At 74.2% G+C, this 17379-nt stretch carries 18 protein-coding genes, 3 pseudogenes and 1 riboswitch; of the genes and pseudogenes, 10 read left to right on the forward strand and 11 right to left on the reverse strand.

The genetic code is table 11. From position 1 onward, the window contains the following. Positions 1–88: 88 nt before the first annotated feature. From ndk to G7075_RS22680, 4 genes are all read right to left on the reverse strand, one after another. Positions 89–511, reverse strand: a complete 423-nt coding sequence (ndk, locus tag G7075_RS09120; protein ID WP_166121198.1) for a nucleoside-diphosphate kinase — start codon at positions 509–511, stop codon at positions 89–91. Positions 512–521: 10 nt separating this feature from the next. After that, entirely contained in the window at positions 522–917 is a 396-nt protein-coding gene (locus G7075_RS09125; RefSeq protein WP_240917991.1) for a DUF4233 domain-containing protein, read from the reverse strand. Continuing rightward, positions 914–1201 (reverse strand): hypothetical protein, encoded by a 288-nt coding sequence (locus tag G7075_RS09130; protein WP_166121201.1) that lies wholly within the window; start codon positions 1199–1201, stop codon positions 914–916. Before G7075_RS09130 ends, G7075_RS09125 begins: the two co-directional genes overlap by 4 nt. 105 nt (positions 1202–1306) lie before the next feature. Beyond that, on the reverse strand, positions 1307–1567 hold the full coding sequence (locus G7075_RS22680; RefSeq protein ID WP_371814273.1) for a hypothetical protein: 261 nt from the start codon (positions 1565–1567) through the stop codon (positions 1307–1309). On the opposite strand from G7075_RS22680, the pseudogene G7075_RS22685 reads away from it, so the two are divergent. From G7075_RS22685 to G7075_RS09150, 5 genes and pseudogenes are all read left to right on the forward strand, one after another. Beyond that, a pseudogene (locus G7075_RS22685) lies at positions 1463–1776 on the forward strand (ATP-binding cassette domain-containing protein); the annotation flags it as partial. The gene G7075_RS22680 and the pseudogene G7075_RS22685 sit on opposite strands and share 105 nt — an antisense overlap. A gap of 9 nt (positions 1777–1785) precedes the next feature. Continuing rightward, positions 1786–2256, forward strand: a complete 471-nt coding sequence (locus G7075_RS22690; protein ID WP_371814274.1) for a hypothetical protein — start codon at positions 1786–1788, stop codon at positions 2254–2256. A 50-nt stretch (positions 2257–2306) separates the two neighbouring features. Next, a complete protein-coding gene (locus G7075_RS09140; protein WP_166121203.1) occupies positions 2307–3128 on the forward strand; it encodes an ABC transporter permease in 822 nt (273 codons plus the stop codon). A gap of 12 nt (positions 3129–3140) precedes the next feature. Continuing rightward, a complete protein-coding gene (locus tag G7075_RS09145; RefSeq protein WP_166121206.1) occupies positions 3141–4121 on the forward strand; it encodes a histidine kinase in 981 nt (326 codons plus the stop codon). 195 nt (positions 4122–4316) lie between these two features. Then, positions 4317–4928 (forward strand): response regulator transcription factor, encoded by a 612-nt coding sequence (locus G7075_RS09150; RefSeq protein ID WP_166121209.1) that lies wholly within the window; start codon positions 4317–4319, stop codon positions 4926–4928. Positions 4929–4949: 21 nt separating this feature from the next. Here the strand turns inward: G7075_RS09150 and G7075_RS09155 are convergent. From G7075_RS09155 to G7075_RS09170, 4 genes and pseudogenes are all read right to left on the reverse strand, one after another. Further along, positions 4950–6358, reverse strand: a pseudogene (locus G7075_RS09155) (folylpolyglutamate synthase/dihydrofolate synthase family protein). 35 nt (positions 6359–6393) lie between these two features. Next, entirely contained in the window at positions 6394–7194 is an 801-nt protein-coding gene (locus tag G7075_RS09160; RefSeq protein ID WP_205860668.1) for a class I SAM-dependent methyltransferase, read from the reverse strand. Between the two features lie 94 nt (positions 7195–7288). Continuing rightward, positions 7289–7732, reverse strand: a complete 444-nt coding sequence (locus G7075_RS09165; RefSeq protein ID WP_166121212.1) for a VOC family protein — start codon at positions 7730–7732, stop codon at positions 7289–7291. Positions 7733–7754: 22 nt separating this feature from the next. Beyond that, positions 7755–8213, reverse strand: a complete 459-nt coding sequence (locus G7075_RS09170; protein WP_166121215.1) for a helix-turn-helix transcriptional regulator — start codon at positions 8211–8213, stop codon at positions 7755–7757. A 254-nt stretch (positions 8214–8467) separates the two neighbouring features. Here G7075_RS09170 and G7075_RS09175 point away from each other — a divergent pair, with 254 nt between their 5' ends. Then, the gene (locus G7075_RS09175; RefSeq protein WP_166121217.1) at positions 8468–8959 is read left to right on the forward strand and encodes a cysteine dioxygenase family protein; all 492 of its coding nucleotides are present in this window, start codon (positions 8468–8470) and stop codon (positions 8957–8959) included. Between the two features lie 2 nt (positions 8960–8961). Further along, the gene (locus tag G7075_RS09180; protein WP_166121220.1) at positions 8962–9345 is read left to right on the forward strand and encodes a rhodanese-like domain-containing protein; all 384 of its coding nucleotides are present in this window, start codon (positions 8962–8964) and stop codon (positions 9343–9345) included. Between the two features lie 80 nt (positions 9346–9425). Here G7075_RS09180 and G7075_RS21085 read toward each other — a convergent pair whose 3' ends face one another. From G7075_RS21085 to ileS, 3 genes and pseudogenes are all read right to left on the reverse strand, one after another. Beyond that, entirely contained in the window at positions 9426–9596 is a 171-nt protein-coding gene (locus G7075_RS21085; RefSeq protein ID WP_240917994.1) for a GNAT family N-acetyltransferase, read from the reverse strand. 53 nt (positions 9597–9649) lie between these two features. Next, a pseudogene (locus G7075_RS21090) lies at positions 9650–9889 on the reverse strand (GNAT family N-acetyltransferase); the annotation flags it as partial. 98 nt (positions 9890–9987) lie between these two features. Next, on the reverse strand, positions 9988–13320 hold the full coding sequence (ileS, locus tag G7075_RS09190; protein ID WP_166121223.1) for an isoleucine--tRNA ligase: 3333 nt from the start codon (positions 13318–13320) through the stop codon (positions 9988–9990). Positions 13321–13641: 321 nt separating this feature from the next. After that, positions 13642–13714, forward strand: a riboswitch (cobalamin riboswitch). 110 nt (positions 13715–13824) lie between these two features. On the opposite strand from ileS, the gene G7075_RS09195 reads away from it, so the two are divergent. The 3 genes from G7075_RS09195 to G7075_RS09205 are packed head-to-tail and all read left to right on the forward strand — an operon-like array spanning position 13825 to position 17360. Next, a complete protein-coding gene (locus G7075_RS09195) occupies positions 13825–15396 on the forward strand; it encodes an LPXTG cell wall anchor domain-containing protein (protein WP_166121226.1) in 1572 nt (523 codons plus the stop codon). Next, positions 15396–16229, forward strand: a complete 834-nt coding sequence (locus G7075_RS09200) for a hypothetical protein (protein ID WP_166121228.1) — start codon at positions 15396–15398, stop codon at positions 16227–16229. The genes G7075_RS09195 and G7075_RS09200 overlap by 1 nt, the downstream gene beginning before the upstream one ends. A gap of 21 nt (positions 16230–16250) precedes the next feature. Then, the gene (locus G7075_RS09205) at positions 16251–17360 is read left to right on the forward strand and encodes an energy-coupling factor transporter transmembrane component T (RefSeq protein ID WP_166121231.1); all 1110 of its coding nucleotides are present in this window, start codon (positions 16251–16253) and stop codon (positions 17358–17360) included. Positions 17361–17379: the final 19 nt, after the last annotated feature.

Raw genomic sequence — 17379 nt, forward strand, 5'->3', positions numbered from 1 at the left:
CGCCACGGCATCCGCGTGGCTGGTGTGACTCACGGGGCTGATGAGGCCCCTGCGCCCCTCGCGCGCGCGGTCCGCGCGGCCGAGGGACTCAGAGCTCGGGGAACCAGATGCCGATCTCGCGGGCGGCCGACTCCGGGGAGTCCGAGCCGTGGACGATGTTCTCCTGGACCTTCTTGCCCCAGTCCCGGCCGAGGTCGCCGCGGATGGTGCCGGGCAGCGCCTTCGTGGGGTCGGTGGCGCCGGCGAGGGCCCGGAAGCCCTCGATGCACCGCTCGCCCTCGATGACGACCGCGGTCACGGGGCCGCTGGACATGAACTCGCAGAGGGGCTCGAAGAACGGCTTGCCGACGTGCTCCTCGTAGTGCACGTGGAGGCGGTCGAGGTCGGGCGTCAGCACCTGGAGGGCGACGAGGGTGTACCCCTTGGCCTCGATGCGGCGCAGCACCTCACCGGTGAGGCCGCGGGCGAAGCCGTCGGGCTTGACGAGGACGAGCGAGCGTTCTGTTGTCACAACGCCCAGCCTAGTCCGCGGCCGGTGCCGCCTCGGACGCGCGTCGGGCGTCGAGCGCGTCGACCTTGGTGCCCTGCACGAGCAGCAGCACCCAGAGCCCGGTGAAGACGACCGCGACCCCGACCATCGCCGGGACGAGGACCGCGCTCGCCCACGTGAGCACCTGCACGAGCCAGCCGAGCGGGAGGCCCAGCGGCCCGCGCATCAGCCCGGCGGCCACCACGGCGAGCACCGCCAGCCCGAGGCCGACCCAGAGCAGGCGCCCGCCGTCGGAGCGTCCGTCGGCGATGGCCAGGGCCCGCACGACGAGGGCGAAGAAGGACAGGACGACGGCCTGCCCGACGAGGGCCACCGCGAGCAGCCGGAAGGTGAACTTGCCCTGCGTGCCGACCAGCGGCAGCCTCACCGGGCGCCCCCGCCGTGCTTCCACCGGTAGGTCTCGACGGCGGTCTTCGACTCCTTGAGCCCGGCCCCCGTGGCCTCGCGGTAGAGCTTGACCGCCCCGATGAGCTGGTCCTGCGCGAGCTGGACGTCGATGGCCTGGCGCGCCCGCTCGGGCAGCTCCTCGACCGGCATGAAGCTGACGTGCGAGCCCAGCGAGGGTCCGGAACCCGCGCGGACGGCCCGGACGACGAACCACACGGCCACCACCACGGCGACGAGGAGGACGACCTTGAACAGGGGGCTCATGGACCCAGCGTAGGTGCGCGGCGGCACCGGACCCGCCGCACCCTGCGCGGTGATGTCCGACCGTGTCCTTGCCGGCGCCGTCGCGCGGGCGACCCCTGACATCCGTCACGACGCCTTCGTGACCGGCGTCGGGGGCGCGGGATCGGGTTCGGCGACACCGTGGATGTCATGAACGCGATCACCCTCCGCTCCGTGACCAAGCACTTCGGCGACGTCCAGGCCGTCCGTGGCATCGACCTCACGGTCCGCCGCGGCGAGGTCCTGGCCTTCCTCGGGCCGAACGGCGCCGGCAAGACCACGACCATCGACATGGTCCTCGGCCTGACGACGCCGACCGACGGTGACGTCTCCGTCCTCGACCTGCACCCGCGCGAGGCGGTCGAGCGCGGCCTCGTCTCGGCCGTGCTCCAGAGCGGCGGGCTGCTCAAGGACATGACCGTCCGCGAGAGCGTCGAGTACACCGCCGCCCTCTTCCCGGCGACCCGCCCGGTCGACGAGGTGCTCGCCGCCGCCGGCCTCACCGACCTGCAGGACCGCCGCCTCGGCGCCTGCTCGGGGGCGAGCAGCAGCGCACCCGCTTCGCGATGGCGCTCGTGCCCGACCCCGAGCTGCTCATCCTCGACGAGCCGACGACGGGCATGGACGTCTCGGCCCGCCGCGCCTTCTGGAGCGCCATCCGCGCCGACGCCGAGCAGGGCCGCACCGTCGTCTTCGCGACGCACTACCTCGAGGAGGCCGAGACCTACGCCGACCGCGTCGTCGTGGTCCGCGAGGGCCTCGTCGTCGCCGACGGCACGCCCGCCGAGCTCGGGGCGCTGACCTCCGGACGCACCGTCGCCGTCACGCTCGAGCGAGCCGACGTCACCGCCCTCGAGGCCCTCCCCGGCGTGACCTCGGTCGAGGTGTCCGGTTCCCGGGTCCACGTCGTGACGACCGACAGCGACGCCGTCGCCCGCCACCTGCTCACCCACACCGCCGCCCGCGACCTCGAGGTCGCCGGGCGCAGCCTCGAGGACGCCTTCGTCGCCCTCACCACCGACACCACGTCGGCGTGACCGCCGCCGACCACCCGACCCCACGACCACCCGACACCAGGAGACCGACGATGACGTCCTCCCCCGCCGAGCTCGACCGCCGGCCCGCCACCCGCTCACCGCTGCTCAACCCGACGATCCTGCGCATCGAGATGCGCCGCCTGATGCGCAACCGGCGCACGCTGGTCTTCACCTTCGTCTTCCCCGCCGTGATGCTCGTGTTCATCGGCAGCCAGATCACCGGCTCCGACGACTCGATGGGCCCGCACGCCGTGGCCAACGTCGGCGCGTACGTCATGGCGAGCATGGCCGTCTACGGGGCGGTCATGGCCACCACCTCGGCGGGGGCCTCGGTGTCCATCGAGCGCGCGGCGGGGTGGAGCCGGCAGCTGCGCCTCACCCCGATGCGTCCGCTCTCCCACGTCCTCGTGAAGATGCTCGTCGCCGTCGTCCTCGGGGCCGCCGCGTGCCTCGTGACCTTCGTCGTCGGGCGCGTCTCGGGCACCGCGCACATCGCGTCGATGGCGCCCTGGTGGCAGATGGCCCTGGTCATCGTCGTCGGGTCGCTGACCTTCGCGGCGTTCGGCCTCTTCATGGGCTACCTCCTCCCGAGCGAGAACGCGATGCAGTTCCTCGGCCCGCTGCTGGCCATCCTCGCGATCTTCGGCGGCCTCTTCTCCGGCCCGCTGCCCACCGACTCGCTCTACGGTCGGATCGCGCAGTTCACCCCGATCTACGGCCTGAGCCAGATGGCGCACTGGCCGCTGACCCTGACCACCGAGGGCACGCACGACGCCTTCGAACCGGGCTGGATCGCCAACCTCGTCGTGTGGGGCGTCCTCTTCGCCCTCGGTGCCGTGTGGCGGTTCCGCCGCGACACCCAGCGGGTCTGACACGCTGTGGAGGTGGGCGAGCGCACGCGCGAGGGCGGCTGGGGCGAGGACGGTCTCGTCGCACCCGTCGGCCCGACCGGCCGGACCGCCGGTCGGGTCATCGCGCTGATCTGGCTCTTCTACCTGGCCGACCCGTTCGTCGCCGCCTGGCAGGAGCCGAACCGCCTGCGCGGCGGCCTGGGAGTGGTGTCCCTCGTGGTGTTCGCCGGCCTCTACGCGTGGCACTTCCTCATCACCCCGCTGCCGTCGCTCGGACGCACCGGCTTCCGCCCCTCCCCGGGACCTCAGTGGCCGGGCATGCTCCGGTACGCGGGGCTCGCCGTGTGCGCCGCGACCGCGACCGTCCTCGTGGGGCGGTCGGCCGCCGCCACGTGGGTCTTCCTCGCGATCTCGGGCATCTGGGCGCTCACCGGCTGGTGGCCCTTCGTCGCCGCCGTCGCCCTCGGCGGCGGCTACGAGCTGGCGGCCTACCGGCTCGACTCCTGGGACCGCGACAGCAGCCTGGTCTTCGGGCTCGCGGTCGCCGTCATCGCGGTGACGAGCATGACCATCGCGGTCGGCCGCTCGCGCGACCTGGCCGTCGCCCAGCGCGAGAACGCCCGGCTGGCCGTCGAGGAGGAGCGCAACCGGGTGGCCCGCGACCTGCACGACATCCTCGGCCACTCGCTGACCGTCATCCGGATCAAGGCCGAGCTCGCCGCCCGTCTCGTCGAGCTCGACCCCGTGCGGGCGCGCGAGGAGGTCGAGGCCGTCGAGGGGCTGGCCCGCGAGGCGCTCGCCGACGTGCGCGGGCGGTCGAAGGGTTCCGTGAGATCTCGCTGGCCGGCGAGATCGCGAGGGCCCGGGCCGCCCTGGAGTCGGCGGGCATCGAGTCCGACCTCCCGCGCGTCGTCGACGGCATCGCCCCCGACCTGCGCGAGCTCTACGCCTGGACCGTGCGCGAGGGGGTCACCAACGTCATCCGGCACAGCGGCGCGAGCACGTGCACGGTGACCATCGACGGGGCCGGCCTGCGGCTCGCCGACGACGGTCGGGTGCCGACCCTCGGCCCGGCGGGACGCGCCGCGGGCCACGGCCTCACCGGGCTCGCCGAGCGGGCGCGCGACGCCGGCGCGACCCTCACGGCCCGCCGGCTCGACCCGCGGGGGTTCGAGATCCGCGTCTCCCCACCGCCGCCGGACCCGACTGATGACCCCCATCCGCGTCGTCCTCGCCGACGACCAGGCCCTCGTCCGGGGTGGGCTCGCCGCGCTGCTCGACCTCGAGCCCGACCTCGAGGTCGTCGGGCAGGCCGAGGACGGCGACTCGGTGCTGCGGCTCGTCGCCGAGACCGAGCCCGACGTCGTGCTCATGGACGTCGAGATGCCGGGGACCGACGGCATCGAGGCGACGGCCCGGGTCCGCGAGCAGCACCCCGGGGTGCGGGTGCTCGTCGTCACGACGTTCGGCCGGCCGGGCTACCTGCGGCGCGCGATGCAGGCCGGGGCCTCGGGCTTCGTCGTCAAGGACACCCCGGCACACGCCCTCGCCGACGCCGTGCGCCGGGTGCACGCGGGGCTGCGGGTCGTCGACGCGGCGCTGGCCGCCGACTCGCTCGTCCTCGGCGACTCGCCACTCACGCCGCGCGAGACCGAGGTCCTGCGGGCCGCGGAGTCCGGGGCCACGGTGGCCCAGCTGGCCCGCACCCTGCACCTGTCGGAGGGGACGGTGCGCAACCACCTCAGCGCGGCCATCGGGAAGACGACGGCCCGCAACCGCGCTGACGCGGTGCGCGTGGCCCGGGACGCCGGCTGGCTCTGACCCGTTGCGCCGCAGCCCGACTCAGACGTCGGTGGTGCCGAGCAGCAGCCGCACGTCGGCGGCGGTGACGACCGACCCGGTGGCCAGCACGCCGCCCGCGACCCCACCCTCGTCGGCCAGGCCCGCGGCCCGGTCGAGCGCGTCGGGCAGGTCGTCGACGACGGTGACCCGGTGCTCGCCGAAGACCTCGACGGCGAGGTCCCCGAGCTCGCGGGCGCGCATCGAGCGCGGCGAGCTGTTGCGGGTGACGACCACCTCGTCGAGTGCCGGCTCGAGGATCTCGAGCATCTCGTTGGCGTCCTTGTCCTTCATCACCGCGAGGACGCCGACCAGCCGCACGAAGGTGAAGGCCTCGTCGAGCGCGGTCCGCAGGGCGCGGGCACCCGCCGGGTTGTGCGCGGCGTCGACGAGCACGGTGGGGCTGCGCCGGACGATCTCGAGGCGCCCCGGCGACTCGACGGCGGCCAGGCCGGCCCGGAGCACGTCGATGTCGAGGGGCTGCTCGCCACCACCGACGAAGGCCTCGACGGCGGCCACGGCGACGGCGGCGTTCTGGGCCTGGTGCGCGCCGTGCAGCGGGAGGAACAGGTCGGGGTACTCGCCGGCCAGGCCGCGCAGCGAGATCTGCTGGCCACCGACGGCGACGTCGTGCGCGGTGACACCGAAGTCGTTGCCCTCGAACACGATCCGTGCGCCGACCTCGGCGGCACGCTCGACGAGCACCTCGGCGGCCCCGACGTCGGGCTGCACGGACGAGACGGTGATGGCGTCCGGCTTGATGATGCCCGACTTCTCGCCGGCGATCTCCTCGGGGTGTCGCCGAGGAAGTAGCGGTGGTCGACGTCGATGGGCGTGATGACCGAGACCGGGGCGTCGACGACGTTCGTGGCGTCCCACGCACCGCCCATCCCGACCTCGACGACGGCGACGTCGACCGGGAGGTCGGCGAAGGCCGCGTAGGCGACCGCGACGAGCACCTCGAAGTAGGTCATCCGGGGCTCGCCGGCCTCGGCGGAGCGGGCGTCGACGGAGTCGATGAACGGGATGACGTCGTCGTACGCGGCGAGGAACCGCTCGGCGTCGACCGGACGGCCGCCGACGGCGATCCGCTCGAGCATCGAGTGCAGGTGCGGGCTCGTGAACCGGCCTGTCTTGAGCCCCATCTCGCGCAGGATCGACTCGATGATGCGCGACGTGCTCGTCTTGCCGTTGGTGCCCGTGACGTGGACGACGGGGAAGGTGCGTTGCGGCTCGCCGACGAGCTCCATGACCGAGCGGATGCGGTCGAGGGAGGGCTCGAGGTCGTGCTCGGGGGCGCGGGCGAGGATCGCCTCCTCGACCTCGCGCATCCGCTTGCGGACCTGGAGGGCGTGCGCGGCCTCGCGCTGGGCGGCATCGGGTGCAGGGCTCACCGGCCCATCCTCCCGCATCCGGCGGGCGAGGCGGTGCGCGGCTCCGCCGCCCGTCAGGCGGGGCGGCGACCCACCGCGCAGCGCGCGACGGCACCCAGCGTGAAGGACTCGGTCGGGTGGCCCAGTCGCTCCTCGAGCTCGGTGCGCACGCGGGCCCGGTCGTCGTCGGACAGCGAGAGGCAGTGCGTCCCGGCCGGCCCGATCCCCGCGAGGAAGCCGCTCCACAGCTCGTCGACGTCGGCGTAGGTGGAGGAGACGGAGAGCGTCGTCTCCTCGACGTCGACCAGCCCGGCGGCGGTGAACAGCTCGACGATCTCGCCGGCCCGGCCGAAGCGCAGCGTGCGGGCCTCGTCGGGCGCGTCGGGGTCGACGGCCAGCGCCGAGTCCCAGTAGAGCCGGAGCATCTCCATGCCGTGGGAGAAGTCCCAGACGCAGGCGGCGACGGCGCCCCCGGGGCGGACCGCGCGCCGCATCTCGGAGGCGGCCGCGGCGGCGTCGGACGTGAAGTGCAGGACGAGCTGGGCCAGGGCGAGGTCGTGGGCGGCGTCGTCGACGGGCAGGTGCTCGGCCCGCCCCACGCGCACGTCGACCCCGGGGTGGCGGGCCCGGCAGGAGGCGACGAACGGCTCGGAGGGGTCGACGGCGGTCACCGACGGGGCCCCGAGGCGCTCGACGAGGACGCCCGTCAGCGCACCCGGCCCGCAGCCGACGTCGAGCGCGGTGGCGCCGGGGGCCACCCCGGCGGCGTCGGCGAACTCCGGCGCGAGGGCGCGGGAGTAGCGGCCCATGAACCGGTCGTAGACCTCACCGGGCCGCTGGAACGACCGGGCCCCTTCGACGGGTGCTGGGTCCACGGCTCCTCCTGGGGCTGCCCGCCCGCCGGGAGTGCGCGCGGTGCCGCCCGGACGCTACGCCCCTGTCGCGCCCGGCGTCACCCCCTGCGCCGGGTCACGTGGGCGGGACGCCACCGAAGTCCTCGGGCGTGAACTCCCGTGGCTCGACGAGGACCATCCAGTTGCCGGAGTTGTCGCGCATCAGGGCCTCGACCCCGTACGGGCGGTCCTCGGCCTCCTGGAGGAACTCCACCCCCTTGGCCTTGAGCTCCTCGACGGTGCGCCGGCAGTCGTCGACGTGGAGGCCGACGCCCGGCAGGCCGCCCTCGAGCTGGGCGCGCTGCATCGCGGCGATGAGGTCGTCGGAGAGGGGCTTGCTGGGGGTCGTGAGGTGGAGGGAGAGCTCGGGCTGCTCGGGGTGGGTCACGGTCACCCAGCGGAAGTCCTCCCCGAGGGTGATGTCGTCGCCGGGTGCGAAGCCGAGGACGTCGGTGTAGAAGGCGAGGGACTCGTCGAGGTCCTTGACCCAGACGGACACGAGGGAGACGTTGGTGATCATGGCTCGACGCTACGAGCCCGCCTCAGCCGGGTGCTTCTCCCGGATTGCTCGGCTCCGGCGCACCGTCCCGCCGCTCGACGAGCCCGGTCATGAAGACCCAGCAGCCGGGGATGCGTGGCGCGCCCTGCACGGCGTAGCGGCGCTGGAACGCACTCGGCGTCTCGCCGACGATCTCGCGGAAGCGCGCCGAGAACGACCCGAGGCTGGAGTACCCCACCGCGTGGCAGACCTCGGTGACCGTGAGGTTCGTCGTCCGCAGGAGGTCCTGGGCCCGCTCGACGCGCCGCTCGCCGAGGTAGGCCACGGGCGTCGTGCCGTACACGGCCGCGAAGGAGCGGAGGAAGTGGAACTTGCTCAGCCGCGCGGTCGCGGCGAGGAGGTCGAGGTCCAGCTCGTCGGCGAAGTGCCGGTCGATGCGGTCCCTGGCCCGCCGCAGGTGCACGAGGACGTCGCCGGGGACGCGACGGGCAGGCTCGGACACCTCCTCACCCTAGGGCGACGGCTGCGACCGGCCGCACCGTCTCAGAACGTGACGTTATGGTTTGCATAACGTGACGACGTCACTCTAGGGTCGAGACGTGAGCTCGCACCGACCGACCACCCTGCGCCCGGCCCTGCCGACGGCGCGGTGTCGCTGTCCCCGCTGACCGCTCCCCGCGTCGCCCCCTCCGCCCGGCCCTCCACGGCCCGTGGCCACCCCATGCACCCGGCTCGCCCTCCCGAAGGACCCCTCCCATGAGCGTCATCGCCCGACCGACCACCCGCCCCCGCACCACCTCCCCCACGACCAGCCCGCTCGGCACGGCCCGCCGGCTCGCCGCCGACGACACCCTGTGGCGCCCGCACCTCGACTTCGACCCGGTCAGCCGCTACTACCGGCGGCTCATCGCCGGTGGGGACCACGAGGCGTGGCTGCTCACCTGGCTGCCCGGCCAGGGCACCCCGTGGCACGACCACGGCGGCAGCGCCGGCGCCTTCGTCGTGCTCCAGGGCGCGCTCGTCGAGCGCACCGCGCGCCACGGGGTGGTCCGCGGCACCCGGCGCATCCACGCCCGTGGCGCCTCGCACGCCTTCGGTCCCGACTACGTCCACCGCGTCACGAACGAGGGCACCGACCCGGCGGTCTCGCTGCACGTCTACGCGCCGAGGCTCGCCGTGATGACCGACTACGAGGACCGCGACGGGGTGCTCGAGGCCATCGCGACCCGCACTGCGGCACAGTGGTGACCGTGACCACGAGCCGCATCGACCTCCTCCTGTCCGCTGCGCGGGCCCGTCTCGAGCGCCTCACACCGCAGCAGGCGGCCGACGAGGTCCGTTCCGCGGGAGCCGTGCTCGTCGACATCCGCCCCGCCGCCCAGCGCGCGGCCGAGGGCGAGGTCGAGGGCGCGCTGGTCGTGGAGCGCAACGTCCTCGAGTGGCGCTTCGACCCGACGAGCGACGCCGCCCTGCCGATGGCCGACGACGACCTGCGCGTCCTCGTCCTCTGCCAGGAGGGCTACACCTCCTCGCTGGCGGCCGCCGCGCTCCTCGACGTCGGGGTGCGGCGCGCCACCGACGTCGAGGGCGGCTTCGCGGCGTGGCGGGCGGCGGGCCTGCCGACCACGACCTGACCGGCGCTCTCCTCGCCGGGTCGAGTGCGGAAGTGGTCGCCCGGGCGACCACTTCCGCACTCGACTCCAGGGGATGGGGTTCAGGGACGGACGGCGGCGAGCAGGACCATGTCGCACCAGCGCTCCCCGATGAGGTGGTGGCCGGCCAGGAGGCCCTCCCGCTCGTAGCCGCACCGTTCGGCAACGCGGAGGGAGGCGGCGTTCCACGGCTCGACGTACAGCTCCACCCGGTGCGCGACCTCGGGGTCCACGCGAACCCGGTGAGGGCCGTGAGCGCGTCGGTGGCCAGTCCCCGACCACGCCGGGACGGCGCCACGGTGTAGCCCGCCCGGAAGCGCCCGTGCCGGAGGTCGTCGACCCACAGCCCGGCGGTGCCGACCGCTGCGTCGTGGTCGGCCAGGGCCACGCAGAAGCTGAAGCCGAGACCCTCGGCGAGCCGCCCGTGCTGCCGCGCGATGTACGCCAGCGCCGCCTCCTCGTCGGCGCCGGCCGGCAGCGTGGAGATCCGTGGCACGTAGGGGTCGGTCGCGAGGTCCAGGACCATCGACAGGTCCGCGTCCCGGAAGGCGCGCAGCCGCACCCGACCGGCGGCCGGCGGCACCGCGGGCCACGTCAGCCCGCTGGTGCCGCCGCCCGGGTGGCTCACCGGCGGGTGACCCGCACGTGCGCCTTGTGGCCGTCGCCGACCGTGACGACGGTGACCCGCTCGCCGTCGGGGGCCATGAGCGCCGTGACCTCGGTGGCGAGCGTCTCGCCGGCCAGGAGCCCGCGGTGCGCCTCGACCGCCGCCTCGACCTCGACGTCACCGGAGACCTCGAGGAGGATCCGGTCCGAGACGTCGAGGTCGGCGTCCTTGCGTGCCTGCTGGACCGCGCGGACGAGGTCGCGGGCGATGCCCTCGCGGGCCAGCTCGGGCGTGACCTCGGTGTCGAGCACGACGAACCCGCCGCCGGGCAGCATCGCGGTGGCGAGGGAGCCACCGGAGCCGCCCTCGACGACCGTCTCGAGCGCGTACTCGCCCTCGACCAGGGCCAGCCCGCCGCTCGTCACGGTGCCGTCGTCGGCCACCGACCAGTCGCCGGACTTCGAGCCCTTGATGGCCGTCTGCACGTCGCGCCCGAGCCTCGGGCCGGCCGTGCGGGCGTTGACGGTGAGCCGCTGGCTGATGCCGAAGTCCGAGCCGTGGGCGTCGGCGACGTCGAGGACCCTGACGTCCTTGACGTTGAGCTCGTCGCGCACGATGCCCGTGAACGGCTCGACGCCGGCCGGGTCGGCGGTGACGACGGTGAGCTCGCGCAGCGGCAGGCGCACCCGCAGGCCCTCGGCCTTGCGGAGCGACGAGCCGGTGGAGCAGACCGCGCGCACCTGGTCCATCGCGGCGACCAGGGCGTCGTCGGCCGGGAGGTCGTCGGCGGAGGGCCAGTCAGCGAGGTGCACGGAGCGGCCGCCGGTGAGGCCCCGCCAGACCTCCTCGGTGAGCAGCGGCAGCAGCGGTGCCGCCAGGCGGGTCAGCACCTCGAGCGCCGTGTAGAGCGTGTCGAACGCGCCCCGTGCAGCCGACGAGTCACCGGACCCGGTGTCCCAGAACCGCTCCCGCGACCGACGGATGTACCAGTTGGTCATGCCGTCGACGAAGCCGCGCACCGACTCGCACGCACCCGGCACGTCGTAGGCGTCCATCTGCGCCGTGACGGTGCCGACGAGGTCGTGCAGCTTGGCGAGCAGGTAGCGGTCGAGCGGGTCGGTGGACGCGGTGGACCACTGCGCCTCGTACCCCACCCCGTCGTCGGCCGCGTTGGCGTACAGCGAGAAGAAGTACCAGCAGTTCCAGAGCGGCAGGATGACCTGGCGCACGCCCTCGCGGATGCCCTCCTCGGTGACGACGAGGTTGCCGCCGCGCAGGATCGGGCTGGCCATGAGGAACCAGCGCATCGCGTCGGCACCGTCGCGGTCGAACACCTCGCGCACGTCGGGGTAGTTGCGCAGCGACTTGCTCATCTTCTGGCCGTCGTTGCCGAGGACGATGCCGTGGCTCATGCAGTTCTCGAACGCCGGCCGGTCGAAGATGGCCGTCGCGAGGATGTGCAGCGTGTAGAACCAGCCGCGCGTCTGGCCGATGTACTCGACGATGAAGTCCGCCGGGAAGTGCGCGTCCTCGCTCTCGGTGCCGCCGAACCAGTCGGCGTTCTCGAACGGGTAGTGCACCTGGGCGTACGACATCGAGCCGGAGTCGAACCAGACGTCGAGGACGTCGGTGACCCGGCGCATCGTCGAGCGGCCCGTGGGGTCGTCGGGGTTGGGGCGGGTCAGCTCGTCGACGAAGGGCCGGTGCAGGTCGGGGTTGCCGTCCCGGTCGCGCGGGAGGTCGCCGAAGTCGGCCTCCATCTGCTCGAACGAGCCGTAGACGTCGATGCGCGGGTACGCCGGGTCGTCTGACTTCCACACGGGGACCGGGCTGCCCCAGAACCGATTCCGCGTGATGGACCAGTCGCGGGCATTCTCGAGCCACTTGCCGAACTGGCCGTCCTTGACGTGCTCGGGGACCCAGGTGATCTGCTGGTTCAGCTCGCTCATCCGGTCCTTGAACGCGGTGACCTCGACGAACCAGGACTCGACGCCCTTGTAGATGAGGGGCTCGCGGCACCGCCAGCAGTGCGGGTAGCTGTGGTCGTAGGACTCGCGGCGCAGCAGCACCGTGCCGGGCGACACGGAGCCGGTCGGGCCCTCGCCGCGGGTGGCCGCGCGGAGGTGGTCGATGACGAGCGCGTTGGCGTCGAAGACCTGGACGCCCTCGTAGTCGGCGACCGGTGCGGTGAAGCGGCCGTCCTTGCCGACCGGCATGACCGCCTCGATGCCCTCGCGGTCGGTGACCTCCTTGTCGACCTCACCGAAGGCGCCGGCGGTGTGGACGACGCCGGTGCCGTCGGTAGTGGTGACGGCGTCGTCGGCGGCGACGATGCGGAAGGCGTTCGGGTGGCCGGCGTAGTACGTGAACGGCGGCGTGTAGGCGCGGCCGACGAGGTCGGCGCCCTTGTACCGGCCGACGACCGTGAACTCGCCCTCGGCGGAGGCCAGCTCGCGCGCGTAGGCCTGCAGGCGGGCGTCGGCGAGGACGTACCGCGCGGTCGTCTCGGTACCGGGCACGGGCGCCTCGACGACGACGTAGTCGATGTCGGAGCCGACCATCGCCGCGAGGTTGCTCGGCAGGGTCCACGGCGTCGTCGTCCACACGAGGAGGTGTGCGCCGTCGAGCACGGGGTCGGTGCCGGCGTCGTCGAGGAGGTAGCCGACCGTGACGGAGGGGTCCTGCCGGTTCTGGTAGACCTCGTCGTCCATCCGCAGCTCGTGGTTCGACAGCGGCGTCTCGTCGTTCCAGCAGTACGGGAGGACGCGGAACCCCTCGTAGACGTACCCCTTGTCGTACAACGACTTGAAGGCCCAGATGACCGACTCCATGTAGTCGGCGTTCATCGTGCGGTAGTCGTTGTCGAAGTCGACCCAGCGGGCCTGGCGGGTGACGTACTCGCGCCACTCCCCCGTGTACTTCATCACCGAGTCGCGGCAGGCGGCGTTGAACTTCTCGATGCCGAGCTCGAGGATCTCGTCGGTGGTCTTGATCCCGTTGAGCCGCATCGCCTCCAGCTCGGCGGGCAGGCCGTGGGTGTCCCAGCCGAAGCGTCGCTCGACCCGCCGCCCGCGCATCGTCTGGTAGCGCGGCACGACGTCCTTGACGTAGCCGGTCAGCAGGTGGCCGTAGTGCGGCAGGCCGTTCGCGAAGGGCGGACCGTCGTAGAAGACGAACTCGTTCTCGCCGCGCGCTCCGGGGTCGCGCTGCTCGACCGAGGCGCGGAAGGTGTCGTCGGCGGCCCAGTGGGCGAGCACCGCCTCCTCCACCTCGGGGAAGCGCGGGCTCGCGGGGACGCCGAAGGACTCACCGGTGTGGTCGCCGGTGGTGGACACCCTGGGGTAGGTCATGACGGTGCTGCTCCTGCGGGTCGTCGACTCGTGCTCTGCCGAGGACGACGGGCTCCGGCTCGTGACCGGTGACCACCGCGGTACCACCTCGCTTGCCGCCCGGGGGCGACCGCTCTTGCACCAGGTCGTGACGTGACCCCGACGTCCGGGTCTAGTGAGGACGCACGCGTCCCGTTCTTCCGGAGGCTCACCGCTGATGACGGCTCGAGCGCCTGTGCCCGGGAGTCTACCGGCGGTGAGTGCGTGGTTCCGACCGAGTTCCCGAGCAGGTAGCATCGCGGTCGTCGCCCCCGGAGGGCGGCACCCACACGCACCTGTCTGGGGGAAGCCGGTCGAAGTCCGGCGCTGTCCCGCAGCCGTAGGTCACCCGCGAGGGTGGCGAGTCGGAATGCCCATCAGGCGCGAGCGGCTCCATCAACCCGTCGAGGAACGCGGGGCGGAGCCCGAGTGCCGGGGTTCCCCGGTGGTTCGGGCATTCGACCCGAACCGCTCAAGGAAGGCCCCATGTCCCCCACCACGCTCCGCCCCGGTGCCCGCGCGCTCGGTGCCCTGCTCACGGCCGTCGTCCTCGTGGGCGCCCCCACGGCCGCGCGCGCCGACGACGCGACGCCCACCCCCACGGCCAGCGACTCCCCGTCCGCCAGCGCCACCCCGAGCGCCACCGAGCCGACCGCGACGCCGTCGCCCACCGACACCCCGAGCGCCGAGCCCTCGCCGTCGGCCACCGCCACGCCCTCCCCGTCCTCGAGCGCCTCCTCCCCGGCCTCGCCCCGCCCCTCGCGGCCGGGCGGGCTCGTGCCCGGCGGCGACTCCGCGCGCTTCGGCGTGCGCGCAGCCGCAGGGCCCGCGACGAGCACCGACCCTGTGCTCGTCGGTGCCGACTACCTCGAGCGCGAGCTCGTCTCGACGAACTACACCCTGCCCATCGTCTTCTCCGGCGTGGAGTACCCGCAGTACGGCGTCGTGGCCGACTTCGTGCTCGCGCTTGACGCCGCCGGCTCGGGGCAGGACGCGGCGACCGCCGCGACCCGCACCCTCTCCCAGCACGTCGTCGACTACGTCGGCTTCGGCGACCCTGCGGAGATCGCCGCCGGCCCTGTCGCGAAGCTGCTCAACGTGGCCGTCGCCCAGGGAGTCGACCCCACCGCGTTCGGCGGGACCGACCTCGTGGCCACGCTCCGGGGACTGGAGAAGCCCAGCGGCCGGTTCTCCGACGTGTCGCAGTACGGTGACAACTCCAACGTCTTCGGGCAGTCCCTCGCCCTCATCGGCCTGACCCGCGCCGGCGTCACCGTCAGCACGCAGGCCCGCGCCTACCTCGTCGCCCAGCAGTGCCCGGGTGGTGGGTTCCAGATCTCGATGTCCGACGCCGGCTGCACGAGCGACACCGACGCCGACGCCGACGCCACCGCCATGGCCGTGCAGGCCCTCCTCGCCGTCGGTGGACAGCAGGCCGCGGTCACGGCCGGCCTCGACCAGCTCGCCTCCATCCAGCGCCCGACCGGTGGTGTCGGCGGCGCCGTCGGCTCCTCGTCCGGCAACGCCAACACGACCGGCCTCGCCGGGCAGGCCTTCCTCGCCGGGGGACGCACCGCCCAGGCCCGGTCGGCCGCGAGCTACCTCGTCGCCCTCCAGTACGGCTGCTCGTTCCCGGCTGCCGTGCGCGGCGGCATCGCCTACGACCAGGCGGCCTACGACGCCAAGGTGGCCGACGGCTCGACCGCGGTCCCCACCGACCCCGACCGGCGCTCCTCCTCGCAGGCCCTCCTGGCGCTCGCCGGGGTCCCGCTCGGGTCGGTGACGGCCACAGGCGCCGACGCCGAGGCGCCGTCCCTGACCTGTGCCACGGCCACGCCGACGACCACGCCCACCGCCACCACGGAGCCGACGAGCGACCCGACCACCACGGCCGGCGCCGGTGGCTCCCCGTCGAGCACGCCCGTGGCGGCCGCACCGGCCGGCGCGCTGGCCCAGACCGGCACCGACCCGCTGCTGCCGGTCCTCGTCGGGCTGGCCCTGCTGCTCGTCGGCGGTCTCGCCGTCGTGGCCTCCCGCCGGCGGGGGGCGCACGCCTGATGCGCCGTCTCGTCACCCGACTGTCCGCAGCCGCTGCCGCGGCGGGCCTGGCCACGGCCGGGCTCGTCGCGGGGGCGGTGCCCGCCCAGGCCGCCGCGTGCACCGGGACGTCCGGGGTGACCGTCGTCGTCGACTTCGGGTCCTCGACGAGCATCCGCTGCGCCCCCGGTGACCCGTCGTCCGGCCTCGCCGCGCTGCAGGCCGCCGGCTTCTCGGTCAAGCAGGTGCAGCGCCAGCCGGGGTTCGTGTGTCGCATCGACGGCGCCCCGGCCAGCGACCCGTGCGTCAACACCCCGCCGACCAGCGCCTACTGGGCCTACTTCCACGCGGCACGCGGCGGTTCGTGGTCCTACAGCAGCCTCGGCGCCGCGAGCTACGACCCCAAGCCGGGGTCGGTCGAGGGCTGGTCGTTCGGGTCCGGCGCCGCACCGGGCAGCGCCCCGCCGGCGAAGACCTCCACCCCGCGGTCCACGCCGACGACCAAGCCCAAGCCGAAGCCCACGCCCGCGCCGTCGAAGCCGACGGCCAGGCCCAAGCCGACCGGCGGTGGGAGCACCGCGGGCTCGACCCCGCGCGGGACGACGTCGGCGGCCGCGCCGACCGGCAGCACCGCGCCGTCGGCCTCGGCCACTGCCTCCCCGGGACCCTCGAGCACAGTCGACCCCACCGCGTCCCCCTCCGGGACGCCCGGCGACGACTCCACGCCCCTCGCCGCCGCCCCCACGTCGACCGAGGCCGGAGGCTCCGGCGCCGGCACCCTCGTGGCCGGCGGCGCGCTCGTGGCGCTCGTCGCGTCCGGTGCCGGGTTCGCCGCCTGGCGCCGGCGCTCCTGAGCCGGCTGGGATGATGCCCCGGTGACCCGTCCGCTCCCCCGTGCCGTCCACCCGGCGGCGTGGTGGGGCTGGGCGGTCGGGCTCGCCGTGGCCGTCAGCACGACGTCCAACCCGCTCCTGCTGCTGCTCGCGCTGGCCGTCGCGTCGCTCGTCGTCGCCGCCCGGCGCGGCTCCTCACCGTGGGCGCGGGCCTTCCGGCTCTACCTGTGGCTCGGGCTGGCGATCATCGTCGTGCGTCTCGTGCTGCACGTGCTCGTCGGGCTCAAGCTCGGCTCGACGCTGCTGCTGCCCCTGCCCGAGGCGACCCTGCCGTCGTGGGCGGCCGGCATCCAGCTCGGCGGCGACGTCTACCTCGAGGGCCTGCTCGGGGCGGCGGTGCTCGGGCTGCGGCTCGCGGTCATCATCGCCTGCATCGGGGCCGCCAACGCCCTGGCCAACCCCAAGCGCCTCCTGCGCAGCCTGCCCAGCGCGCTGCACGAGGTGGGGGCGGCCGTCATCGTGTCGGTGTCCGTCGCACCGCAGCTCGCCGAGTCGGTGCAGCGGGTCCGTCGGGCGCGCCAGCTGCGCGGCGACGCCGGCCGGGGGCTGCGGGCGGTCCGCCGCATCGCCCTCCCGGTCCTCGAGGACACCCTCGAGCGATCGCTGCTGCTCGCCGCGGCGATGGACTCGCGCGGGTACGGCCGGTCCGGTGCCGCGCCGGCCCGCGAGCGCCGGCTGACCGGGGCGGTGGCCCTCGTCGGGTTGCTCGCCTGCGCCATCGGGCTCTACGGGGTCCTCGACGCGAGCACCCCGGTACTGCTCGGCACGCCGACCCTCGTGGCCGGCCTCGCGCTCTCGGCGCTCGGCCTGTGGCTCGGCGGCCGGCACGTGCGCACCTCGACCTACCGGCCCGACCCGTGGCGCGGTGCGGAGTGGCTGACCGTGGGGTGCGGCGTCGCGGCCGCGGCGGGGATGACCCTCGTCGGCCGGCTGAGCCCCGACGCCCTCGCGATGCCGCTCGAGCCCCTCGGGGTCCCGGCTCTGCCGATCGTCGGGGTCGCCGGCCTGCTCGGCGCGGCGCTGCCCGCGTTCCTCACGCCCGAGCCGCCGCGCCCGGCCCCCGGGTGGCCGTCCGCGGGGCCGTGGGGGTGACGACGTGAGCGAGCACGCG

This window comes from Phycicoccus sp. HDW14 (assembly GCF_011383005.1).
Classification (GTDB): domain Bacteria; phylum Actinomycetota; class Actinomycetes; order Actinomycetales; family Dermatophilaceae; genus Phycicoccus.